At 67.1% G+C, this 23,458-nt stretch carries 24 protein-coding genes; 15 read left to right on the forward strand and 9 right to left on the reverse strand.

Annotated features, from left to right (window positions below; translation table 11 throughout):
- Nucleotides 1-11 precede the first annotated feature (11 nt).
- The 5 genes from EDF39_RS16575 (at nt 12) to rbfA (ending at nt 6,862) form a co-directional block, all read left to right on the forward strand.
- Nucleotides 12-1,769: a proline--tRNA ligase gene (locus EDF39_RS16575; RefSeq protein WP_123944827.1), complete on the forward strand. Its 1,758-nt coding sequence runs from the start codon at nt 12-14 to the stop codon at nt 1,767-1,769.
- A gap of 218 nt (nt 1,770-1,987) precedes the next feature.
- Nucleotides 1,988-2,989: a transcription termination factor NusA gene (gene nusA / locus EDF39_RS16580; protein WP_055958477.1), complete on the forward strand. Its 1,002-nt coding sequence runs from the start codon at nt 1,988-1,990 to the stop codon at nt 2,987-2,989.
- Between the two features lie 81 nt (nt 2,990-3,070).
- Nucleotides 3,071-3,358: a YlxR family protein gene (locus EDF39_RS16585; RefSeq protein ID WP_123944829.1), complete on the forward strand. Its 288-nt coding sequence runs from the start codon at nt 3,071-3,073 to the stop codon at nt 3,356-3,358.
- Between the two features lie 152 nt (nt 3,359-3,510).
- Complete coding sequence (gene infB, locus EDF39_RS16590) at nt 3,511-6,306, forward strand: translation initiation factor IF-2 (protein ID WP_123944831.1); 2,796 nt, start codon at nt 3,511-3,513, stop codon at nt 6,304-6,306.
- A gap of 94 nt (nt 6,307-6,400) precedes the next feature.
- A complete protein-coding gene (gene rbfA / locus EDF39_RS16595; RefSeq protein ID WP_123944833.1) occupies nt 6,401-6,862 on the forward strand; it encodes a 30S ribosome-binding factor RbfA in 462 nt (153 codons plus the stop codon).
- Nucleotides 6,863-6,972: 110 nt separating this feature from the next.
- Here rbfA and EDF39_RS16600 read toward each other — a convergent pair whose 3' ends face one another.
- The gene (locus tag EDF39_RS16600) at nt 6,973-7,842 is read right to left on the reverse strand and encodes an A/G-specific adenine glycosylase (protein WP_199726234.1); all 870 of its coding nucleotides are present in this window, start codon (nt 7,840-7,842) and stop codon (nt 6,973-6,975) included.
- A gap of 23 nt (nt 7,843-7,865) precedes the next feature.
- Between EDF39_RS16600 and EDF39_RS16605 the strand changes: the two genes are divergently transcribed.
- The 9 genes from EDF39_RS16605 (at nt 7,866) to EDF39_RS16645 (ending at nt 15,564) form a co-directional block, all read left to right on the forward strand.
- The gene (locus tag EDF39_RS16605; RefSeq protein ID WP_123944835.1) at nt 7,866-8,429 is read left to right on the forward strand and encodes a hypothetical protein; all 564 of its coding nucleotides are present in this window, start codon (nt 7,866-7,868) and stop codon (nt 8,427-8,429) included.
- A gap of 31 nt (nt 8,430-8,460) precedes the next feature.
- The gene (gene truB, locus EDF39_RS16610; protein ID WP_123944837.1) at nt 8,461-9,369 is read left to right on the forward strand and encodes a tRNA pseudouridine(55) synthase TruB; all 909 of its coding nucleotides are present in this window, start codon (nt 8,461-8,463) and stop codon (nt 9,367-9,369) included.
- The gene (locus EDF39_RS16615) at nt 9,366-9,725 is read left to right on the forward strand and encodes a hypothetical protein (protein WP_123944839.1); all 360 of its coding nucleotides are present in this window, start codon (nt 9,366-9,368) and stop codon (nt 9,723-9,725) included. The genes truB and EDF39_RS16615 overlap by 4 nt, the downstream gene beginning before the upstream one ends.
- A gap of 112 nt (nt 9,726-9,837) precedes the next feature.
- A complete protein-coding gene (locus EDF39_RS16620; protein ID WP_123944923.1) occupies nt 9,838-10,311 on the forward strand; it encodes a hypothetical protein in 474 nt (157 codons plus the stop codon).
- Between the two features lie 5 nt (nt 10,312-10,316).
- Entirely contained in the window at nt 10,317-11,276 is a 960-nt protein-coding gene (locus EDF39_RS16625) for a bifunctional riboflavin kinase/FAD synthetase (protein ID WP_123944841.1), read from the forward strand.
- 96 nt (nt 11,277-11,372) lie between these two features.
- Nucleotides 11,373-12,926, forward strand: coding sequence for an SDR family oxidoreductase (locus EDF39_RS16630; RefSeq protein WP_123944843.1), 1,554 nt, complete (start codon nt 11,373-11,375; stop codon nt 12,924-12,926).
- Nucleotides 12,926-13,492, forward strand: a complete 567-nt coding sequence (locus EDF39_RS16635; RefSeq protein ID WP_055958446.1) for a GDSL-type esterase/lipase family protein — start codon at nt 12,926-12,928, stop codon at nt 13,490-13,492. Before EDF39_RS16630 ends, EDF39_RS16635 begins: the two co-directional genes overlap by 1 nt.
- Nucleotides 13,493-13,511: 19 nt before the next feature.
- Nucleotides 13,512-13,886, forward strand: a complete 375-nt coding sequence (locus tag EDF39_RS16640) for a DUF6804 family protein (RefSeq protein WP_055958443.1) — start codon at nt 13,512-13,514, stop codon at nt 13,884-13,886.
- Nucleotides 13,887-14,007: 121 nt separating this feature from the next.
- Nucleotides 14,008-15,564, forward strand: a complete 1,557-nt coding sequence (locus tag EDF39_RS16645; RefSeq protein ID WP_055958440.1) for a stealth conserved region 3 domain-containing protein — start codon at nt 14,008-14,010, stop codon at nt 15,562-15,564.
- Nucleotides 15,565-15,591: 27 nt separating this feature from the next.
- On the opposite strand, the gene EDF39_RS16650 is transcribed toward EDF39_RS16645, so the two are convergent.
- From EDF39_RS16650 to rplU, 3 genes are all read right to left on the reverse strand, one after another.
- Entirely contained in the window at nt 15,592-16,560 is a 969-nt protein-coding gene (locus tag EDF39_RS16650; protein WP_123944845.1) for a phosphodiesterase, read from the reverse strand.
- 317 nt (nt 16,561-16,877) lie between these two features.
- Nucleotides 16,878-17,135 (reverse strand): 50S ribosomal protein L27, encoded by a 258-nt coding sequence (gene rpmA, locus EDF39_RS16655; protein ID WP_123942584.1) that lies wholly within the window; start codon nt 17,133-17,135, stop codon nt 16,878-16,880.
- Between the two features lie 18 nt (nt 17,136-17,153).
- The gene (rplU, locus tag EDF39_RS16660; protein ID WP_123942586.1) at nt 17,154-17,465 is read right to left on the reverse strand and encodes a 50S ribosomal protein L21; all 312 of its coding nucleotides are present in this window, start codon (nt 17,463-17,465) and stop codon (nt 17,154-17,156) included.
- 82 nt (nt 17,466-17,547) lie between these two features.
- On the opposite strand from rplU, the gene EDF39_RS16665 reads away from it, so the two are divergent.
- Nucleotides 17,548-18,192 (forward strand): hypothetical protein, encoded by a 645-nt coding sequence (locus tag EDF39_RS16665; protein WP_123944847.1) that lies wholly within the window; start codon nt 17,548-17,550, stop codon nt 18,190-18,192.
- On the opposite strand, the gene EDF39_RS16670 is transcribed toward EDF39_RS16665, so the two are convergent.
- From EDF39_RS16670 to EDF39_RS16690, 5 genes are all read right to left on the reverse strand, one after another.
- Entirely contained in the window at nt 18,189-18,614 is a 426-nt protein-coding gene (locus EDF39_RS16670) for a DUF779 domain-containing protein (protein WP_233573185.1), read from the reverse strand. The genes EDF39_RS16665 and EDF39_RS16670 overlap by 4 nt on opposite strands.
- Entirely contained in the window at nt 18,614-20,155 is a 1,542-nt protein-coding gene (locus EDF39_RS16675) for an aldehyde dehydrogenase family protein (protein WP_123944849.1), read from the reverse strand. The genes EDF39_RS16670 and EDF39_RS16675 overlap by 1 nt, the downstream gene beginning before the upstream one ends.
- A gap of 136 nt (nt 20,156-20,291) precedes the next feature.
- Nucleotides 20,292-21,617 carry a GAF domain-containing protein gene (locus EDF39_RS16680; RefSeq protein ID WP_123944851.1) on the reverse strand — a complete coding sequence of 442 codons (1,326 nt, stop codon included), beginning with the start codon at nt 21,615-21,617 and terminating at the stop codon, nt 20,292-20,294.
- A 175-nt stretch (nt 21,618-21,792) separates the two neighbouring features.
- Nucleotides 21,793-22,155, reverse strand: coding sequence for a TraR/DksA C4-type zinc finger protein (locus EDF39_RS16685; RefSeq protein ID WP_233573180.1), 363 nt, complete (start codon nt 22,153-22,155; stop codon nt 21,793-21,795).
- A 9-nt stretch (nt 22,156-22,164) separates the two neighbouring features.
- The gene (locus tag EDF39_RS16690; RefSeq protein WP_055958431.1) at nt 22,165-23,211 is read right to left on the reverse strand and encodes a glutathione S-transferase family protein; all 1,047 of its coding nucleotides are present in this window, start codon (nt 23,209-23,211) and stop codon (nt 22,165-22,167) included.
- Nucleotides 23,212-23,458: the final 247 nt, after the last annotated feature.

Here is a 23,458-nt window from a genome sequence, read left to right on the forward strand (position 1 = left end):
AGGCTTGGCGCGTGACCACTCGTCTTTCTCAGCTCTTCGTCCGCACGCTTCGTGAAGATCCCTCCGACGCCGAGGTGACCAGCCACCGCCTGCTCGTGCGCGCCGGCTACATCCGCCGACAGGCCCCGGGCATCTTCGCGTGGCTGCCGCTCGGTCTCAAGGTGAAGGCGAAAATCGAGGCCATCATCCGCGACGAGATGCAGGCCGCCGGCGCTCAAGAGGTGCACTTTCCCGCCCTCCTGCCCCGTGAGCCCTACGAGGCTACCGGCCGGTGGTCGGAGTACGGCGAGGGCATGTTCCGTCTGAAAGACCGCAAAGACGCCGACCTGCTGCTGGCGCCGACGCACGAAGAGGCGTTCACGCTCCTCGTCAAAGACCTCTACTCGTCGTACAAAGACCTGCCCCTGACGTTGTTCCAGATCCAAGACAAGTATCGCGACGAGGCACGCCCCCGCGCCGGTCTCCTGCGCGGCCGCGAGTTCACGATGAAAGACGCCTACTCGTTCGATGCGTCGGATGCCGGTCTTGACGCGAGCTACCAGAAGCAGCGCGACGCCTACGAGCGGATCTTCGCGCGCCTCGGGCTCGAGTACGTCATCGTCAAGGCCGATGCCGGTGCCATGGGCGGTTCCCGCAGCGAGGAGTTCCTGCACCCGACCCCTGTCGGCGAAGACACGTTCGTCCGTTCGGCGGGCGGCTACGCGGCCAACGTCGAGGCCTTCACGACGATCGTCCCCGACAGCATTCCCATCGAGGGTCTCGCACCCGCGACCGAGCTCGAGCCGCACGACACTCCGACGATCGCGACGCTCGTCGCCCACATGAACACTGCCCACCCGCGGGCGACGGGGGAGTGGTCGGCATCCGACACCCTCAAAAACGTCATCGTGGCCCTGACGCACCTCGACGGCACCCGTGAGATCGTTGCCGTCGGGCTTCCCGGTGATCGCGATGTCGACATGAAGCGCCTCGAGGTTGCCTTCCAACCGGCCGAGGTGGAGGCGGCGGGCGAAGCAGACTTCGCGAAGAACCCCGTGCTGGTTAAGGGCTACATCGGGCCGCAGGTGCTCGGCGCAGAATCCGAGAGCAGGATCCGCTACTACGTCGACCCCCGCATCGTCTCGGGCAGCGCCTGGGTCACCGGAGCCAACGCCGAGGGCGTGCACGTCTCCGGCCTCGTCATGGGTCGCGACTTCGCAGCCGACGGCGTCATCGAGGCCGCCCAGGTGCGTGAGGGCGACCCCGCTCCCGATGGCTCCGGCCCGATCGAGACGGCTCGTGGCATGGAGATCGGCCACGTGTTCCAGTTGGGCCGCAAGTACGCCGAAGCGCTCGGCTTGAAGGTGCTCGACGAGAATGGCAAGCAGGTGACCGTCACGATGGGGTCGTATGGCATCGGAGTGACGCGGATCCTCGCCATCATCGCCGAGTCGAACAACGACGCCAAGGGCCTGATCTGGCCCGAGAACGTCGCACCGTTCGACGTCCACGTCGTCGCGACCGGCAAAGACGCGGTGGTCTACGAGGTCGCCGAAGAGCTGGTGTCGGCGCTCGAGGGCGCTCGACTCGACGTGCTCTTCGATGACCGTCCGAAGGTGTCGCCCGGGGTCAAGTTCGGTGACGCCGAGCTGCTGGGAGTCCCGCAGATCGTCGTGGTCGGTCGGAGCGCCGGTGAGGGCATCGTCGAGCTCTGGGATCGCCGCACGGGCGAGCGCACGCCGGTGCCGATCGCCGAGGCCGTCGCCGCGCTGACTGCGCCCCGCGCCTAGGCTCGGGCGAAGGCAGCGAAGCGACCCTTCGCTTTGAGCCCTCCTCCTCGGGGAGTCCGAAGGGAGCGGAGCGACCCTTCAGCGTCGTGAACCCGGGCATCTGCCATGCCCGCCGCCCTCCACTCCCGCTGTTCGGCCTTCTCCCTCCCACCCGGTAGGCTGAGGTCTGCGAATCGGCCACCGCCACATTCGCGACAATTAAAAAGGAGGCTTTCCAAGTGGATATCGACCTTGGCGTGTTGCGACTCATGGAGCGCGAACGCGAGATTCCCTTCGATGAACTGGTGCAGATCATCGAGCAGGCCATCCTCACGGCCTACCTCAAGCACGAAGACCAGTCCGAGGGCGCCGACTCTCACCCGTCGACGCCGTCCGCCCGTGTCGAGCTCGACCGCAAGACCGGTCATGTCTCCGTCTTCTCGATCGAGCGCGACGAGAACGGCGAGGTCGTCGGAGAGGCGATCGAGACGCCCGACGACTTCGGCCGAATCGCTGCCTTCGCAGCGAAGCAGGTCATCAACCAGCGTCTCCGCGACATCGGCGACGACAAGGTGCTCGGCCAGTTCAAGGGGCGCGAGGGCGAGATCGTCGCCGGCGTCATCCAGCAGGGGCCGAACCCGCGGATGATCCACGTCGACCTCGGCTCATTCGAGGCGATCCTGCCTCCCGAAGAGCAGGTGCCCGGTGAGAACTACGCGCACGGCACCCGCATTCGCGTGTATGTGACCAGCGTCTCCAAGGGTCTGAAGGGTCCGTCGGTGACGGTCTCTCGCACCCACCCCTCGCTGGTGCGGAAGCTCTTCGCACTCGAGGTCCCCGAGATCGCGTCGGGCGTCGTCGAGATCGTCTCGCTCGCTCGCGAGGCGGGCCATCGCACCAAGATGGCCGTTCGTGCGACAGAGCCCGGTGTGAACGCAAAGGGTGCCTGCATCGGCGAGCTCGGTCAGCGAGTGCGCGCGGTCACGGCCGAGCTGAACAACGAGAAGATCGACATCGTCGACTACTCGCCCGACCTGCCGACGTTCGTCGCCAGCGCTCTTTCGCCCGCCAAGGTGTCGAGCGCTTTCGTGATCGACGCCGCCACTAAGGCCGTCCGGGCCCTCGTACCCGACTATCAGCTGTCGCTGGCCATCGGCAAGGAGGGGCAGAACGCCCGTCTGGCGGCAAAGTTGACGGGTGCCCGCATCGACATCCAGCCCGACTCGATCCTCGAAGACTGAGGCCGTCGACCGATTCGATCTGCAGATAATCGAGTTCGTTCGCCCGTGGCGTCCCTGGCGCCACGGGCTCAGGGGAGTAGTATGAAATCCGTCAGAACGTGCATCGGTACTCGAACGCGCGCTCCACGGTCCTCTCTCTTGAGGGTCGTCGCCCGAGATGGCCGCGTTATCGCAGATGCGTCGGCCACCGAACCGGGCAGGGGTGCCTGGTTGATGCCAACGATGCAGGCCTACGAGACGGCCGTCCGGCGCAAGGCTTTTCGCCGAGCGCTCCGGCTCGACGCAGAACCCGACACTGGCGACTTGCTCCTCTACCTGCAACGGCACGAGCAGAGCGTCAACAACCCCAACGAATCATCCCTCCCGTAAGAACCCTTACGACCACGCGTCCGGGCACCTCGCCCGGCCGCCGAAAGAACAGGCTGATCGGCTTATGGACAACTAATGAGCACCTCGAAATGAGTTGCGTCCAGCACTAATGGCTTCCTCCTATCCGGGTGGAGGCCCGAGACAGGAGAACAGTGGCTAAACCACGCGTACACGAGATCGCAAGCGAGCTCGGTATTGAAAGCAAGATCGCGCTCGAGAAGCTGAAAGAGATGGGCGAGTTCGTCAAGGGCCCGTCTTCAAGCATCGAGCCCCCCGTCGCACGCAAGCTCCGCGCTGCGTTCGCCGGGCAGGCCAAGCCGGCCGATGCCCCCGCGGCCAAGGCTCCGGCCGCCGCGGCGGCGACGCCCACCAAGGCTCCCGCTTCGAGCGGCCCTCGCCCGGGCGCTCCTCGCCCGGCTGCGCCGACCCCCGGCCCGGCGGCTCCCAAAGAGACCGTCGCCCCCGCCGAGGCTCCCGTTGCCGAGGCCCCTGCGGCCGACGCCGTCGTGACCCCGGCCCCGCTCACCGTCGCCGAGCGTCAGGCTCAGGCCGAGGCCGCTCGTAACGCCCCCAAGGCCGACGTCGATGCGCCGGCCGCGGCCAAGGGCGCCCCGACTCCCGGTGGGCCCCGCCCCGGCGCCCCGCGCCCCGGCAACAACCCCTACTCGTCCAACCAGGGCATGGGGCGCCCGAGCGCTCCTCGTCCGGGCGGTACCGGCGCTCCCGCGGCCGGCATGCCCCGTCCCGGCGGAGCAGCGGGCCCGCGCCCGCAGGCTCCTCGTCCCGGTGCTCCCCGTCCGGGTGCTCCTCGTCCCGGCGGCCCCGCTCGACCCGGCGGCTTCGGCCAGCGTCCGGCCGGTGCCGGCGGTCGTCCCGGTGGCGGCGGTTTCCAGCGTCCCGGTGCAGCCGGTGCTGGCGCAGGTGCTGGTGCTCCCGGTGGTTTCCGTCCCGGCTTCGGCGCTCCGCGCCCTGCCGGCGGCGGTGGCGGCGGTCGCGGCCGTGGCCCCGGTGGTGGTACCGCTGGTGCATTCGGTCGCGGTGGCGGCAAGAGCAAGGCACGCAAGTCGAAGCGGACGAAGAGGGCCGAATTCGAGATGCGTCAGGCGCCGTCGCTCGGTGGCGTCAGCGTTCCCCGCGGTGACGGCAAGACGGTAGTCCGACTGCGCCGCGGCGCGTCGATCTCCGACTTCGCCGACAAGATCGATGCCAGCCCCGGCAACCTGGTCACCGTGCTGTTCCACCTCGGTGAGATGGCGACGGCGACTGAGTCGCTCGACGAGGCCACGTTCGAGGTGCTGGGCGAAGAGCTCGGCTACTCGATCCAGGTCGTCTCGCCCGAAGACGAAGACAAGGAGCTCCTCGAGGGCTTCGACATCGACCTCGAGCAGGAGCTCGACGACGAAGACGAATCCGTTCTCGAGATCCGTCCCCCCGTCGTCACGGTCATGGGTCACGTCGACCACGGTAAGACGCGCCTCCTCGACGCGATCCGCAATGCCAACGTGGTCGCCGGCGAAGCCGGTGGCATCACGCAGCACATCGGTGCTTACCAGGTGTGGGCTCCGCACGAGGGCGTCGAACGCGCCATCACCTTCATCGACACACCGGGTCACGAGGCGTTCACCGCCATGCGTGCTCGTGGTGCCCAGGTCACCGACATCGCGATCCTCGTGGTGGCGGCTGACGACGGCATCATGCCGCAGACGGTCGAGGCCCTGAACCACGCCCAGGCGGCCGGCGTGCCGATCGTGGTCGCGGTCAACAAGATCGATAAAGACGGTGCCAACCCGGCGAAGGTCCGTCAGCAGCTGACCGAATACGGTCTGGTCGCTGAGGAGTACGGCGGAGACGTGATGTTCGTCGACGTGTCGGCTCGCGATCACAAAAACATCGACAAGCTGCTCGAGGCGGTTCTTCTCGCCGCCGACGCCGGTCTCGACCTGCGTGCGAACCCCGATAAAGATGCTCGTGGTATCGCAATCGAGGCGCGACTCGACAAGGGTCGCGGTGCCGTCGCAACCGTCCTCATCCAGTCCGGTACCCTCCGGGTCGGAGACGCCATCGTGGCCGGAACGGCTTATGGCCGCGTCCGCGCCATGATGGACGAGAACGGCGACCCGGTCGACGAGGCCTACCCCTCGCGTCCGGTTCAGGTGCAGGGCCTTTCGAGCGTTCCTCGTGCCGGCGACACCTTCCTCGTCACAGAAGAAGACCGCACGGCTCGTCAGATCGCCGAGAAGCGCGAAGCCGTCGAGCGCAACGCCCAGCTGGCCAAGGCCCGCAAGCGCATCTCGCTCGAAGACTTCACCCGCGCACTCGAAGAGGGCAAGGTCGAAGCGCTCAACATCATCATCAAGGGTGACGTCTCCGGTGCCGTCGAGGCACTGGAAGAGTCGCTGCTCAAGATCGAGGTGGACGACAGCGTGCAGCTGCGCATCATCCACCGTGGTGTGGGTGCCGTCACTGAGAGCGACGTCAACCTCGCAACGGTCGACAACGCCGTCATCATCGGGTTCAACGTTCGGCCCGACACGAAGGCGCGCGAGCGTGCTGCTCGAGAAGGAGTGGACATCCGCTTCTACTCGGTCATCTACGCCGCGATCGAAGACATCGAGAACTCTCTCAAGGGCATGCTCAAGCCCGAGTTCGAAGAGGTCCAGTCGGGTGTCGCCGAGATCCGCGAGATCTTCCGCTCCTCCAAGGTCGGAAACATCGCCGGTGTCATCGTCCGGTCCGGAACGATCACGCGCAACGCCAAGGCGCGGGTCATCCGCGACGGTGTCGTTATCGCCGACGGTCTGGCCATCGACTCGCTGCGTCGCTTCAAAGACGACGTCACCGAGGTGCGGACTGACTTCGAGGCCGGTATCGGTCTCGGAAAGTTCAACGACATCCAGATCGGCGACGAGATCGAAACCACCGAGATGGTCGAGAAGCCCCGCGTCTAACGTGTGGCAGCGCCTCTCACGAGAGCAATAGAGCGGGCCCGCCGGATCCTTCGATCCAGCGGGCCCGTTCCCGGCACGAAGAAAGAAGCACACCATGGTCGACGCACAGCGCGCCAGCAAGATGGCCGATCGCATTCAGCAGATCGTCGCCCGACGTCTCGAGCGCGGAATCAAAGATCCGCGCATCGGTTTCGTCACCATCACCGACGTGAAGGTCACGGGCGATCTGCAGCACGCCTCGATCTTCTACACGGTCTATGGCAGTGACGAGGAGCGGGCCGACACGGCTGCGGCTCTCAAGTCGGCGACGGGCATGTTCCGCACCGAGGTCGGCAAGAACATCACAGCTCGACTGACGCCGTCGCTCGAGTTCATCCCCGATGGCATCCCCGAGAACGCAGCGGCGATCGACGCGCTCCTGATCGAGGCACGCGAGCGCGACGCTGCGGCCCAGTCGCTGGCGTCGTCGGCGAAGTACGCGGGCGACGAAGATCCGTACGTCAAGCCGCGCGAGATCGCCGACGACGAGCCCGACGAGCGCCAGGCCGAGAGTTAAGGGCTGAGACCCGCGCTAGCGGCCCAGACCCGCACGATCGGCCCAGGCCCGCACAATCGGCACAGACCCTCCGCATAGCCGGGGTGGTTGCGCCGATCGTGCGGGTTTCGTCATTCCGGCAGCGTGTAGCCCGCTGCCGCTGAGCCCGTCACGAGCCCGTCGCGCAGCAGGCTCGCGAGCGCTCGCGCCCGCTGCGCCGCGTCGGGCCAGACGGCATCGACTTCGGCGGCCGTGACAGGGATGTCGCTGGCGCGCAGTTCACCGAGGATCCGTCCGCGCACCTGGCGATCCGACCCCTCGTACTTCTTCTGTGTGCGTCGAGCGGGCCCCTCGTGCGCCGGCTTGCCCGCCAGCACCCACGCGCACTGATCGCGCAGCGGGCAGTCGTCGCAGCGCGGGTTTCGTGCCACACAGACGAGGGCGCCGAGCTCCATGACGCCGGCGTTGGTGTCGTGGGCCAGGGCCAGGTCGTCCGGTAGCTGCGACTCCATGAGGGGGAGATCGTGCTTGGCGTTCGGCGAGGCCGGCTCGGCCCGACCCTCGACGGCTCGGGTGAGCACGCGGCGAACGTTGGTGTCGACGACGGGAACACGCAGCCCGAAGGCGAAGGTGGCGATGGCCCGAGCGGTGTAGTCGCCGATGCCGGGCAGGGCGAGGAGTGCGTCGACGTCGGAGGGCACCTCCCCGCCGTGCTGATCGGTGATGGCGACGGCGCAGGCGTGCAGGTTGAGGGCGCGCCGGGGATAGCCGAGGCGGTCCCACGCGCGGACCGCCTCCGAGGCGGGGGAGGAGGCCAGTGCTGCCGGGGTGGGCCAGCGCTCCAGCCACGCTTCGAGCTTCGGGATGACGCGGACCACGGGCGTCTGCTGCAGCATGAATTCGCTGACGAGTGTGCCCCATGGAGAGAAGCCGGGCCGCCTCCACGGCAGGTCGCGGCCGTTCTCACGAAACCAGGCCACGATCGCGGGGGAGATTGTCACTCGACGAGCCTAGGCTTTGCCGCATGATCCGTTGGGCACCCGAGAAAAAAGACACCGTTCGCGCGTTGGCGGACGAGATCCTCCACAACTACGGGCGGGGGCGCACGTTCATCGCGGTCGACGGGCCCGACAGCGAGGCTGCGGGGGCGTTTGCGGACGACCTGGTCCAGGCAGTGGCCGAGGCCGGTCACGCCGGGTTCCGCGCCTCGCTGCGCGACTTCCTGCTGCCGCGCGCCGAGCGGGAGCGCCTGCAAGACGATCGCGCCGTCGATGTCTCCAAGCTCCGCCGCATGTTGATCGAGCCGTTCCGCCTCGGCGGCAGCGCGTCCTGGGTGCCCGCGGCGTTCGACGCCGCGGCCGACCGGGAGTTCGAATCGACCTGGGTGACAGGCCCCGACGATTCCGTCCTGATCGTCGACGACGCTCTTCGCGGTCGCGACGAATTGTCGGTGCTCTGGAACTACTCCGTCTGGGTCGAGGGCGGCGAGACCGCCGACCGGAGCCCCGCGGGTCGCCGTCGCGCGCAGGCCGTCATCGACAACACCGACCCCGAGCACCCGCGCCGCCTGTTCGACGACGCCTGCTGACCACCTCGGGCAGCCGGTAGACTCGGGCCCCGTGAACAGCGGCATTCTTCTCGTCGACAAGCCGCAGGGCATCACGAGCCACGGCGTCGTCTCCCGGGTGCGCAAGGCGGCCGATACGCGCAAGGTCGGCCATGCCGGCACGCTCGACCCAATGGCGACAGGCCTGTTGGTCGTCGGCATCAACTCCTCGACGCGGCTCCTGACGTTCGTCGTGGGCCTCGACAAGACCTACGAGGCGACGATCCGGCTCGGTGTGTCGACCACGAGTGACGATGCCGACGGCGAGGTGCTCTCGGTGACCGGGGCTGCCGACCTGGCGAGCGATCGGATCCTCGAGGCCATGACACCGTTGACCGGCGACATCCTGCAGGTGCCCACGACCGTCAGCGCCATCAAAGTCGACGGCAAACGTGCCTACGACCTCGCCAGGCAGGGCATCGACGTCGAGCTCAAGGCCCGACCGGTGACCGTCTCGCGCTTCGACGTCGTCGAGCGGCGAGACGCAACCCATGAGGGCACACCGGTGATCGACCTGGACGTCGTGGTGGATTGCACCTCGGGCACATACATCAGGGCTCTGGCGCGCGACCTCGGGTCGGCTCTGGGAGTCGGTGGGCATCTGACCGCCCTGCGGCGCACGCGAATCGGCCCGTTCGACGTCGACGGAAGCGTGGCCGTCGACGACCTCGATGCCGACGCCGTGGATGCCCGCCTGCAAAAGCCCGCAGACGTGGCCAGGATCCTGTTCGACGTCCTCCAGCTCGATGCCCAGCAGACCATCGACCTCGGCCACGGCAAGAAGCTCGAGGTCCAGCGCGACGACACGCCTGGCCCCGTCGCCGCGATCACCCCCGAGGGCCGCCTTCTTGGGCTCGTCTCGGTGACTCACGGGCGCGCCAAGCCGATCATCAACTTTCCCACCGACGAGGTACACGCATGATCGACTGGTTCACCTGGGTGCAAGCGGGAATCGCCACCGCCGTCGCCCTTTTCTGCATCGTCATGGGGTTGTCCAAGCGCCAGCCCAACGACTACACCGTCGGCGCGATGGCGCTGATCGAGGTGCTCCTGCTGGTGCAGCTGGTGGTCGCGATCGTCGCACCGTTCGTGGGCAACCAGGCGACCGGCAGCGTCGTCGAGTTCTACATCTACCTCGTGGTCGCCCTGCTGCTTCCCCCTCTGGCGGTAGTGTGGGCGCTCGTCGACCGATCGCGCTGGAGCAACGTCGTCATGGGGGCAGGCGCGTTCGCGGTCGCCGTGATGATCGTCCGCATGCTCCAGATCTGGACTGCTTAGTTCCGCGCGACGAGGTAACCGCCCTGCGTCACGCCCGTCCATTAGGACTTGAGCTTGAGTCGCGGGCGCACCGGTCACCCCGAATGCCGCCGGGGCCATATCCTTGGACGTGATGGTTCAGAAGACTTCAACACGAGCAGTCGGCATCGGCCGCGTCCTTATCGCCGTCTACGCGATCCTCGCTCTTGCGGCGACCGCACGGTCGGTGTTCCAGATCAGCACGCAGTTCGACCAGGCTCCGCTCGCCTACTCGCTCAGCGCCCTCTCCGGTGTCATCTACATCATGGCGACCGTCGCGCTGATCATGCCCGGGCGTCGCTGGTACGCCATCGCGTGGGCGACGATCTCGTTCGAATTCGTCGGCGTCGTGCTCGTGGGCCTGCTGTCGATCATCGACCCGTCGGTGTTCGTTCCGAGCTCGCAGTATGCGCATTCCGATCACGCCACCGTGTGGAGCTACTTCGGCATCGGCTACGGCTTCGTGCCTCTCGTGCTCCCCATTCTCGGAATGCTCTGGCTGCGCCACACGCGCCCCGGACACAACGCTGAGGTCGCCGTCGACGATCCGGCCGTCCAGGACGCCTGAGCGCCGTGGAGTTCTTCGCGGGCGTCGACCAAGTCCCGCCGGGGTTCGGGCCCTCGGCTGTGACGATCGGCAAGTTCGACGGGGTGCACCTGGGGCACCGCGCGGTGATCAATGCCCTCGAAGACGTCGCTCGAGCGCGAGATCTCGTCTCGGCCGTCGTGACATTCGACCGCCACCCTCTCGCCGTGCTGCACCCGGGCTCCGTTCCCGCGGCCCTCACGAGCAATCGCCAGAAGCGCGAGCTGCTCGACGGCACCGGTGTCGAGGCCACTCTCCTGCTGACCTTCGACGAGCAGCTCCGACTGCTCAGTCCGGAGCAGTTCGTCGACCGGATCCTCGTCGGCGCGCTCCAAGCCGAGGTCGTCTTGGTCGGCTCCGACTTCCGATTCGGAGTGCGGGGCACCGGCACGGTCGACGTCCTGCGAGAGCTCGGTCGGAGTCGAGGCTTCGACGTCGAGCTCATCCCCGACGTCCTCATCCCCGCTTTCACCGTCCCGGGTGATCCCGACGGGCCCGAGCGGCGGGTGTCGTCGACCTGGATCCGCGAGCTCCTCGACGAGGGCAAGATCGACCAGGCCACCGTGCTGCTCGGACGTGCTCCCTCGGTTCGCGGGGTGGTCGTGCACGGCGAGAAGCGCGGCCGCGAGCTCGGCTACCCGACGGCGAACATCGAGCCCCGCAGCGAGGGGTTCGTCCCGGCCGACGGGGTCTACGCGGCCCGGGTGATCATCGACGGTACCGTTCGCGCGGCGGCCGTCTCGGTCGGCAACAACCCGACGTTCGACGGTGTGCCCGAGAAGCAGGTCGAGGCGTACGTGCTCGACTTCGACTCCGACCTCTACGGCGCTGAGATCACCGTCGAGTTCGTGCGGTACCTGCGCGGCAATGTGCGTTTCGACGGCATGCCTGCCCTCATCGCTCAGATGGCCGACGACGTCGAGACGGTTCGCGGCCTGCTGTTGTAGCCCCCGCCGCTTCGCGGCCGTCCCTAGGTCGTTCTGGCGTCCTCCCGAGGCCCCGTGCCTGACTCCAGCCGCAGCGCAACGGCGTACCGTGAGCGAATGCCCTCACAGAACTCAGGATCCAGCGCGGTCACCGGAACGGGTCGGCGCGCCCTGGTCACCGGAGCCACCGGATACATCGGCGGTCGCCTCGCCCCCCGTCTCGTCGAGGCGGGCTTTGACGTGCGCGTCTTCGTGCGCAACCCGGACAAGCTCATCGGCGTTCCGTGGGCCGACACCGTCGAGGTCGCCCAGGGCGATCTGACCGATCGCGAGTCGGTCGGTGCGGCGATGGCGGATGTCGACGTGGTCTACTACCTGGCGCACGCCATGGCCGGTCGCGGCGATTTCGAGAAGGCCGAACTCCAGGCCGCGCAGACGGTCGCCACCGCGGCCGCCGCGGCGGGCGTGAAGCGGATCGTCTACCTCGGCGGGCTCCACCCGGAGGGCGACCTGTCTCGTCACCTGGAGTCCCGAAAGAAGGTGGGTGACACGCTCCTGGCGAGCGGTGTGCCGACCGTCGCCCTCCAGGCGGGAGTGGTGATCGGATCCGGCTCGGCCTCGTTCGAGATGATCCGTCACCTGACCGACGTGCTGCCCTACATGCCGGCGCCCAAGTGGGTGCGCAATTTCATCCAGCCGATCGCTGTCCGCGACGTGTTGCACTACCTGCTGGGTTCGGCCGATGCCCCGACCGACGTCAACCGCACATTCGACATCGGCGGCCCCGACGTGTTGCGCTACGGCCAGATGATGAACGGCTACGCGGTCGAGGCGGGTCTCAAGCAGCGGCCGATCGCCCCTCTTCCCGTGCTGACCCCGTGGCTCGCCTCGCAGTGGGTCAACCTCGTCACTCCCATTCCTCGCGCCCTTGCTGTGCCGATCATCGAGTCGCTCCAGTACGACTGCGTCGTGCGCGAGAACGACATCGAGGCCCTCATTCCGGCCCCGGAGGGCGGACTGACCGGCTACCGCCGTGCCGTGCGCCTCGCGCTCGGCAAGATGCGAGACGGCGAGGTCGAGACGAGCTGGCAAGACTCGTCGATCTACGGGGCCCCGAGCGATCCGCTTCCGAGCGACCCCGACTGGTCGGGGCACACCGTCTACACCGACGATCGTGAGCGCGACACGGCAGCGAGCCCGGAAGAACTGTGGAAGGTCATCGAGAGCATCGGTGGCGAGAACGGGTGGTACTCGTTCCCGCTCGCCTGGGCCGCCCGAGGGTGGATGGACCGGCTGGTCGGGGGAGTGGGGCTGCGGCGCGGGCGGCGGAGCGCGACCTCGTTGCGCCCGGGCGACGCCCTGGACTGGTGGCGTGTGGAGAAGATCGACCGGGACCGATTCCTCCGCCTCCGCGCCGAGATGAAGGTGCCGGGCAAGGCCTGGCTCGAGATGTTCGTCGAGGAGCGTCCCGGCGGCTCTCACTACCGCCAGCGCGCCGTGTTCTTTCCACAGGGGCTGAGCGGCAGACTGTACTGGTTCGCGATCCTGCCCTTCCACGGGGTCATCTTCTCGGGCATGCTGAATAGGATCGCCGCAACGGCCGAGCAGGGCACGGTTGCCGATGGCACCGAAGCCACTCGGACCGATGTCGCCGCGCAGAAGGGTATTTGATGACGATGAGCGAGAAGCTGGTATTCCTCGGAGACAGTCTGACCGAGGGCGGTGACTGGCAGGCCTGGTTCCCGGGCGACGATGTCGTCAACCTCGGCGTCGGGGGCGACACGACCGCCGATGTCCAGGCGCGACTCGACGCGGTGGTCGCAGCCGACCCCGACTCGATCGTCCTCCTCATCGGCACGAACGACTTCGCCTCCAAGCGGTCGGTCGAACAGGTCGTGCGCGCCGTCGAGACGATCCTCGTCGATCTGCGTCGCATGCTGCCGGGCGTCCGGCTCCTGTTGCAGTCCATCGCGCCGCGCCAACCGGAGTTCAGCGACCGCATTCGCGACGCAAACCGACACCTGCGCCAGTTCGCGGCAACCGTCCGCGCTCAGTATCTCGACCTCTGGCCCGCTCTGGCGACCGACGGGATCCTGAACCCCGACTTCACCGACGACGGCCTCCACCTCACGCAGGCCGGGTACGACGCCTGGCTCGACGAGCTCCGCCCAGGGCTTGAGCGACTGCGCGAAGAACCGCCGATGAGCCGCCCCATCACGATCATCCGCCAGCCGTAGTCGCCGGTAGGCTGGGCCCATGCCCACACCCCAGAAGGCTGCGTTCTTGCGGCCTGCCCTCGCCCCGGGGCTCCTCGCCGCCGTGGCGCTCGTGGCCGGGGCTACCCTGATCCATTCGCCGGCCTTCGTCGGGTTCCGATACGTGGTGTCGATCCTCGCGTTGATCGTGCTCGTCTTTGCCTGGCGTGGGCGGGCGTACCTCTACCTGCCGTTCTTGGCCGCGATCGCCGTCGTGTGGAACCCGGTGTGGGTCATTCCCCTCACCGGCCAGCTGTGGCAGGGCCTGCAGTTCATCGCCGCGGCCGTGTTCATCGCGGCGGGCATCCGGATCAAGGTGCCGTCGCCCGAAGCGACGTCGACGGGCCCGGGCTCCCGGTCTCCGCAACCTCGCTGAGCCGGATCCTTGTCACCTTTCGGGGTAAGCGCACCCCGTTCGCATCAGTAGGTGCGAATCAGAGTAAAATCGTGTGATTGCACGAACGGCCAACCCGGGCCGTCGCAAGACTGGAGTATGAATGGGCACGGAGATCGTCGACCAAGCGGAGAGTCCCCTCTTGACCCCCCGCTCGAAACCCGACGGTCGAGAGCTCACTCTCCATCGAGACGACCTCGTGATCCGCAAGGGGCAATACACGCTCCTCAACGGGCACCTGACTCCGCAGCAGTCCATGCTCGAAGACCTGGCGTTCGTCAAACGCGTGCTCGACGAGGCGCGTATTCCGCACCTCCTTGTGCGCGGCAACCACGACCGACCGGTGATCGCGCTCGAGATCACTCGTCGTGCCGAGTTCGAAGAAGCCCTTGCGGCCGCCGCCGGAACCGAGCCGTTCTACTCGAAGCCCGGAAAGCAGCGTGCCCAACTCGTCTCGACCGACGGCCTCGGCCCTGAGTCGGAGCGCGTCCTGCGCATCTACCGCCCCCGGGTCGAACCCATCGGCCGCCTCCGCTACGGTGCCGGATCCGCGATCCAGATCGAATTCTGGATCATGACCGAGACCGAAGTGCTGGCTCCGGTCGAGAACTCGCTCATGCGCCGCGAGCTACCCCGCGGTGAAGCCGTCGAAACGCCGATCGAGCGCTACGGCATGGATTGGGTGACGCTCGAGCACATGTTCGACGATCACGCCACCGACATCACTTTCGAGATCGACATGGTCTTCTCCTGGGTCGACGGCAACTCCGTCGAGTACCAGCGCGCGCGAGCCGCGCGAGCGACGAGCCACGTGGTGGGGGAGGGCGACGACTCCGTGGCCCGCTTCCGGCAGATCGACGAGCTCAAGTACGCCCTGCGATCGGTCTACATGTTCGCGCCGTGGGTGCGGAACATCTACATCGCGACCGACTCACCCGCACCCGAGTGGCTCGCCGACCACCCGCGGGTGCGCGTGGTGCGGAGCGAGGAGTTCTTCGCCGACCCCTCCGTGCTGCCGACCCACAATTCGCAGGGCGTCGAGTCGCAGCTGCACCATATCAAGGGTCTCAGCGAGCACTTCCTCTACTCGAACGACGACATGTTCTTCGGGCGTCCCGTCTCACCGGGAATGTTCTTCTCGCCGGGCTCGGTGACCAAGTTCATCGAGGCTGCGACGCGAATCGGCCTCGGGCTCAACAACGCCGAGCGCAGCGGCTTCGAGAACTCGGCGCGTGTCAATCGCGCGCTTCTGCAGCAGCGGTTCGGTCGGGTCACGACCCGGCACCTCGAGCACACGGCGGCGCCGCTTCGAAAGAGCGTGCTGACCGAGATGGAGCACGAGTTCGCCGAAGAGTTCCGGGCAACCGCCGCATCGCCGTTCCGGGCCGCTTCGAACATCTCGGTGACGAACTCGCTGTACCACTACTACGCCCTGATGACGGGCCGTGCGATTGTGCAAGAGAACGCCAAGGTCAGCTACGTCGACACCACGATGGTGTCGGGGCTCGCATTCCTCTCGGAGCTGCTGAAGAAGCGGTCGTACGACTTCTTCTGCCTCAACGACGGATCGTTCCCCGAGGTGACCGACGAAGAGCGCACCGCCGTCGTCACCGACTTCTTGGAGCGCTACTTCCCGTTCAAGGCTCCCTGGGAGGCCTGAGGGTCGGTTTCGGCGGCTACACCCGCCCTACAGGGTGCCGATCGGGCCGGTCAGCGACAGGTCGCGCGTCGGCACGACGATCTCGGCCGTCTGCTCGGCACGGTGACGCGGACGCGCTTCAGGAATCTGGATGCCGGCGGCTTCGAGCTTGGCGGCGACCTGCTCCGGGCCGACGTACTCGCCGACCGTGCGGTAGCTGCCGATCGGCACGACCGAGTTGACGATCGTCTCCGGGTAGACGTGCATCAGGTTGTACGACTGGGCACCGTCTTGACCACGCGTGGCATCGGTCGGGATGTTCAGGTCAGCCGTGTAGCACGTAGCCGACGCCACTGAAACCGGAACCCCGGCGAACATCGCGTTGGTCGAGAAGTGCAGGTGGCCCGCGATGATGGAGCGGACGTCGCTGCCCTCGATGACCTCGGCGAGAGCCGCCTGATCGCGGAGTTCGACCAGGACCGTGAGGTCTTTGATGCTGGGAACGGGCGGGTGGTGCATGGCGAGGATCGTGCCGTCGGGAGCATTCGTCGAGAGTTCTTCGGCGAGCCAGTCGAGCTGGTCTCCGCTGAGTTCGCCGTAGTGCTTGCCGGGAACGGTGGTGTCGATGGTGATGACTCGAAGGCCGTTGACGTCGTAGACGAGGTCGACCGGTCGAGAACTCGGGATCTGGCCAAAGAGCTCCTGGCGGAAAGCACCACGATCGTCGTGGTTGCCCATTGCCCAGATGATCTGCGCTCCCAGACGAGAGGCGATCGGCTCGATGAGCTGACGGAGCTTGCGGTACGCACCCGCCTCGCCCTTATCGGCCAGATCTCCGGTGACGACAATGGCCTCGGGCCGGGCACCGGAGTCTTCGAGCTCGGCCATGATCTGGCGGAGCCTCGATTCGCTGTCGACGTCGCCGTAGAGGTCGCCGTCACCCTCGATGAGGTGGGTGTCGCTGAGGTGAAGGAGGAAGTGGTCGGGCCGAGCATGCTCGGCCGTGCGGAGACCCATGGTTCTCACATTCGCGAATAACTTGTGTAGCAGGCTGACGTGGACGACCTTGACGCTCACGCTTGTGCAATGTGTTCGGAGACAAGTTCACCATCGGTGGGCTGGTCGTGCGGTGAACGTCACCGCGCGAGTCGGTAAACCGTGCCTGAACATGTCTTGAACCCGCTCGACACTAGTCGGGCATCTTTCACGGGGCGAGGCCCCCGTTCGAGTCGTTGGCGAGTTATTGCCCAACTCAATGGGTCAGGGCAGAAAAGCGGACACGAAAAAGCGGGCCACCCGAAGGTGACCCGCTATTCGAACTGGCGTACCGAGACTTACGCGTCGGCGCCGACGATGTTGATGACCTTGCGGCCGCCCTTGGCACCGAACTCGACGCTGCCCGCGGCGAGGGCGAACAGGGTGTCGTCGCCGCCACGGCCGACGTTGACGCCGGGGTGGAAGTGGGTGCCGCGCTGGCGGACGATGATCTCGCCGGCCGAGACGACCTGACCGCCGAAGCGTTTCACGCCGAGGCGCTGAGCGTTCGAGTCGCGGCCGTTACGGGTGGATGATGCGCCCTTTTTATGTGCCATGAGTTGTCAGCCCCTTCTCTACTTGGTGGTGATCGCGGTGATCTTGACGCGGGTCAGGTCGGCACGGAAGCCCATGCGACGCTTGTAACCGGTCTTGTTGCGGTAGTTCTGGATGACGATCTTGGGGCCGCGAAGGTCGTTCAAGACCTCGCCCTCGACGGTGACCTTGGCGAGGTCGTCGCCGGTCAGGATCGTGTCGCCGTCGACGTGCAGGACGGGGACGAACGAGACGGTGTCGGCTTCGGCGGCCTTGAGACGGTCGACGGTCAGAATCGTTCCGACCTCGACTCGCTCCTGACGACCACCGGCGCGCACGATTGCGAATGCCATGGGTACTCCAGAAAAACAGATCTGCGTGAGCAGAAGAATGAGGATGCCCGGATCGCCGGGCAACTTCGATAGTCTTTCACAAATGTCACGACCGATCAAACTTCACACCCCGCCCGCCTTCACGGCCGACATCGTGGCCGACGCCCGCGAGCGCATCGGTGAGATCCTCGACGACCTCGCCCGGCTGATGACGGAGTACAGCTCTGACATCGAGGTCTGGGGCTCAGCGGTCACGACCGCCGGGTGGGAGATCGCCCGTCTCGGCCAGTGGCTCGGACTCGAGGGTGAGGCCGTCCTGCTCCTCGGCGGCTCGTCCTACCCCGACATCGCCGAGCACGAAGGCACGAGCGCCTCCAACGTGTACAACCGCGTCGGCAAGTCTCTGACGCTGGCTCCCTATGCCAAGGCCGCAGGCGCCACAACGCGGGTGACGGCGGAGGGGCTGGAGACGGCGAGGCGTGACTACGCACTCGAGGATCCCGCGGCGGCCTCGCTGGAAGCCGACGACAGGGCCGCAGACGGCTCTCTTGCCGACCGGATTCCCCGGATCCTCGTCTCCGGCCCGGTCAAGGCGACGGAGATCGTGGCGGCTCTGCCCGACTATCGGCGGTCGAGCGTGTTGTCGACGCTGTCGATCCTGGCTCGCGAAGGCGCCGTGACCCGGGTGGGCCACGGCGTCTACGCACTTCCGCCGCGAGAGGGCGACGAGACGGTCGAGCCCGGCTAAGCCAGGCCGAACTCGGTCAGTTCGGCGTCATCGAGCATTCTCGACCGGATCAGGAACCGCTTGCCCTCCGGACTCTCGACGCTGAAGCCGGCTCCGCGCCCTGCGACGACGTCGATCGTGAGGTGGGTGTACTTCCAGTACTCGAACTGGCTGCGCGACATGAAGACCTCGATCGGGTCGAGCCCCTCCACGTGCAGATCTCCGAGATGGACGTCGACGGCACCCACTCGGAAGAACCCGACCGGGTAGCACATGGGGGAGGATCCGTCGCAGCAGCCGCCGGACTGATGGAACATGAGCGGTCCGTGCTTTGCCGTCAACTCGACGAGGAAGGCGGCTGCCGCGGGTGAGACGTCGACCCGCGACAGCGCCCGCTCGGGAGGCGGCGCCTGGTCAGACGCCGCCTCGGGCTCGGTGTCGATCAAAAGAACCCCATGGGCCCGTCGGCGTACGACACCAGCAGGTTCTTCGTCTGCTGGTAGTGATCGAGCATCATCTTGTGGTTCTCCCGACCGATGCCCGACTGCTTGTAGCCGCCGAATGCCGCTCCCGCCGGGTACTGGTGATAGGTGTTCGACCAGACGCGGCCGGCCTGGATGTCACGACCGGCGCGATAGAGCTGGGCGCCGTTGCGCGACCAGACCCCGGCACCGAGGCCGTACAGGGTGTCGTTGGCGATCTTGATCGCATCGTCGTAGTCGTTGAAGCTCGTCAGTGACAGCACGGGCCCGAAGATCTCCTCCTGGAAGATTCGCATCGAGTTCTTCCCCTCGAAGATGGTCGGATTGACGTAGTACCCCTCCGTCAGGTCGCCGCCGAGATCAGCGCGATCGCCGCCCAGCAGGAGCTTCGCGCCCTCCTGCTTGCCGATGTCCATGTAGCTGAGGATCTTCTCGAGCTGGTCGTTCGAGGCCTGGGCGCCGATCATGGTGTCGAGCGACAGCGGGTTGCCCTGCTTCACCTGCTTGACGCGCTCGAGGCCGTCGGCGACGAAGCCGTCGTAGATGGACTGCTGCACGAGTGCCCGTGACGGACAGGTGCAGACCTCACCCGAGTTGAGGTTGAAGAAGGTGAAGCCTTCGAGGGCCTTCGAGTAGAAGTCATCCTTCTCGTCGGCGACGTCGGCGAAGAAGACGTTGGGGCTCTTGCCACCGAGCTCGAGCGTGACCGGGATGAGGTTCTCGGAGGCCATCTGCATGATGAGGCGGCCCGTCGTGGTCTCGCCGGTGAACGCGATCTTGCGGATGTTGGGGTGCGACGCGAGCGGTGCCCCCGCCTCGACGCCGAAGCCGTTGACGATGTTGAGAACGCCGTCGGGGAGCAGGTCGGCGATCAGCTCCATGAAGACGTGGATCGAAGCGGGCGTCTGCTCGGCCGGCTTCAGCACGACGCAGTTGCCGGCGGCGAGGGCCGGGGCGAGCTTCCACACGGCCATGAGCAGCGGGAAGTTCCAGGGGATGATCTGGCCGACCACGCCGAGCGGCTCGTGGAAGTGATACGCCACCGTGTCGTTGTCGATCTCGCCGGTCGAGCCCTCCTGCGCGCGAATCGCGCCCGCGAAGTAGCGGAAGTGGTCGATAGCCAGCGGCACGTCGGCGGCCAGGGCCTCGCGAATCGGCTTGCCGTTGTCCCAGGTCTCGGCGACCGCGAGCATCTCGAGGTTCGCCTCCATGCGGTCGGCGATCTTGTTGAGGATCAAAGCGCGCTGCGCGATCGTCGTCTTCTTCCACGAGTCGAACGCACGCCAGGCCGCCTCGACGGCGCGATCGATATCCGTCGCGTTGCCGCGCGCCACCTCGGTGAAGACCTTGCCGTTCACCGGCGAGGGATTCTCGAAATACTGCCCGCTCGCGGGGGCGACGTACTCGCCGCCGATGAAATGGTCGTAGCGGGGCTTGAACTGCACCTTCGCGTCGGGGGTACCCGGAGCGGCGTAGGTGTTCGGAGGAGTCGTGACGGTCATTGTCGTATCCCTTTCGACGTCGTTGTCGTGCGGCATCCGTGGGTTCGATGCCTGGCGGGACTCTACGACGGCGAAGGTTGCAGACGGTTGCGGCTGGTGCTGGTGCTCGTGCTCCACGCCGCAGACATCGCTGCGGTCACAGCCGGTCGAGCTGTTCCAGCCGGGCGACGATTCCGGCTCGGCGCGGCGATCGAGCCGGCAGCAGTCCGAGAGCGGCCATCAGGATCTCTCGATCGAAGTTGTCGCCCGACCTCTCGGCGAAAGCGAGGAGCACGTCGACCGATGCCCCCGTGAGGAGCGATTCACGGAGGCGCGTGGCCAGGCCGTCGCGGATGTCTTCGACGCCCGGAGCCGCGGATCCTGGGAGCACCTGGCCGGAGTACGCCTCAACCGCCTGCCGGTGCGCACCGCGGTCGAGCAGGGCGTCGACACGAGCGATGTCGGTGTCGAGCGGATTCGGCAGCCGGTACGGGCGGGAGAGCGGAGCGAGCCTCGGGTCGAGCTCCTCGAGCCCGTGTCGGAGCCGCACCATCTCGGCCCGGAGAGTCGTGACCGCCGAGGCGTCACCGTAGACGAGCGCTGATAACTCCTCAGCACCGATTCCGCGAGGGTGGGCCGACAGGATCGTGACGATCTCGCTGTGGCGGGCCGTGAGCGAGACGATGCGTCGGCCGTCCGAGATCATGGCGGTGTCGCGGCCGAGCGTGCTCAGGGTCGCCGACGCGCTCGGCGTGGACCGGGCCGCGCGACTGTGAGGCGGAGTAGTGCGCCGCGACGCGCGAAGGCGCGACACGAGCATCTCCGACTCCATGGCGGCGGCGGTCGCCTGCAGCAGAGGCAGGGTGTGATCGGCGACGGCGCGGTCGTCGCCCGTGATGTCGAGAAAGCCGAGGATCCGACGCGTCACCGGGTCGTGAATGGGCACCGCTGTGCAGCTCCATTGCTGCACGAAGACATTGAAGTGCTCCGACCCGCGGATCTGCATGCCGTGGTCGAGCACCAGAGCCGTGCCGGGAGCCGAGGTTCCTACTCGGCTCTCGGCCCAGCCCGCCCCTTCGACGAAGCGCATGCCCTCTGCCTGGCGCTTCGCCGAGTGATCCCCCTCCACCCACAGCAGGCGGCCCCGTTCGTCGCCGAGGGCCACCAGCAGCCCCGAACCCTCGATGTCGGCGAGCAACAGGGTGCGCACCACCGGCAGCAGAAGAGCCAGAGGATGGTCGCGTCGGTAGTCGCCGAGGTCGGACTCGGGCAGCTCGAGGGAAGGGAGCAGTCGTTCGGGGTCGAGGCGGCGGCGGCGGGCCCGCTCCCACGACTCGGCGACGAGTCGCCCGTGGGGGTCGTGATGGTCGGTAGCGTCGCGGGAGTCGAAGGCCTTGCTGGGGGTGGCGCCGCGTCCGCTTCGGACAGGGGCGAGCCACGGGTTCGACCCCGGGGAGCCGGCTGCGCCGCGGCCTGTAGCCATTCCGCACCAATCGTCGTCGATTGTTCGGGCCGCGCGGGGCGTCCCGTCGTGATGGAATCAGCCTACGTCGCGTTCGGCGCTCCGGGGGCGCCGGTTCAGAGAACTGGCAAAACCGGGCGGATTCGGCTCAGCCCGAGGGGAAAAGGGGCATTTCTGCCAGAGTTCTGAACCGACGTCACGCGGCGCAGGCGAGACAGAGCGCCGCCATCGGCCGGGCTCCCAGACGCGCGGCCGGAATCGGCAGGCCACACGAGATGCAGAAGCCGTACGTTCCGGCGTCGAGTCGAGCGAGAGCAGCCGCAGCCTCGTCGGCCCGCTGCTCGGCCGACCGCCGGATCGCCTCCAATTGCGAGCGTTCGTAGGCGATCGTCGACCCCTCGGGGTCGTGCTCGTCGTCGACATTCGACGACTCGCGCGCCTCGCTGACGGCGGAGATATCGAGCGTCAGGCGGCCGGCCAGAGCGAGTGCGTCGGCGTGAATGGCGTCGAGACGATGACGGATCGCAGGATCCTCGTGGTCGCCGACAGGGTCTGTCACGGGGGCCGCTCAGCCCTTCGTGATCGCGGGCACTTCTTCACCCGGGCGGGGCGGTTCGGGCGGGGTTCCGGTGCCGAACGGTCGGCCGCCGAGGTCGTCGCGCCCGTGCGGCTCGAGCCAGCCGCTCTCGGTCGGGCCGAGGGGCACGATTTTCGTCGGATTGATGTCGCTCTGCACGATGTAGTAGTGCTTCTTGATCTGATCGAAGTCGATCGTGTCGCCGAAACCCGGGGTCTGGAAGAGATCGCGCGCGTAAGCCCAGAGCGCGGGCATCTCGATCAGCTTGTTGCGGTTGCACTTGAAGTGGCCGTGATAGACCGCGTCAAAGCGGGCGAGGGTCGTGAAGAGGCGGATGTCGGCCTCGGTGATGGTGTCTCCGACGAGGTAGCGCTGGTCGGTGAGGCGCTCTTCGAGCCAGTCGAGGCGGTCGAATAGGCGGGTGTAGGCGCGCTCGTAGCTGCCCTGCGATCCGGCGAATCCGGCACGGTAGACGCCGTTGTTGACGTCGCGGAAGATGATCTCGGCGACGTCGTCGATTTCGTCGCGAAGGTGCTCTGGGTAGAGGTCGGGAGCGCCCTCGCGGTGAAAGTCGACCCACTCGGTGGCGAAGTCGAGGGTGATCTGCGGGAAGTTGTTAGTGACCACCTTTCCGCTCGGCACGTCGACGATGGCCGGCACGGTGATTCCGCGCGGGTAGTCGGGGGTCCGCTTGAAAAATGCCTCTTGGAGGCGTTCGATACCGAGTACCGGATCGCGACCGCCCTCGTCGAGGTCGAAGGTCCAGGAGCGGGCGTCGTGCGTCGGCCCGGGCAGGCCGAGCGAGATGGCGTCTTCAAGGCCGAGCAGGCGCCGCGAGATGATCGAGCGGTTCGCCCAGGGGCAGGCGCGGGCGGCTACGAGACGGTAGCGGCCCGCCTCGACCGGCCATCCGTCGACGGCGTCGCGGGTGATGCGATCCTCGATGTAGTTGGTGTCGCGGGTGTACTCCTGGCCCGGGGTGACGTAGCTGCCGGGGGTGCCCTCGTCGGTGCTCGTGCTGTTCGTGCTGTCGCTCATGTGGTTCAGCCTACGCACGGCGCCCGAGGGCGGGTCGGCGGGTGCTCTCAGTGGGTGGGCGGGTGCTCCCCGCGGGTGGGCGGGTGTTGTGGAGAGTCGGGGGGGGGGGGGGGGCCCCCCCCCCCCCCCCAAACCCCCCCCCCCCCCCCCCCCAAAAAAAAAACCCCCCCCCCCCCCCCCCCCCCCCCCCCACACAACAAACAAAAAACAAAACAAAAACAAAAAAAAAAAAACCCAAAAAGCCGCG

Origin of the sequence: Frondihabitans sp. PhB161, assembly GCF_003814635.1 — a bacterium.
GTDB lineage: Bacteria > Actinomycetota > Actinomycetes > Actinomycetales > Microbacteriaceae > Frondihabitans.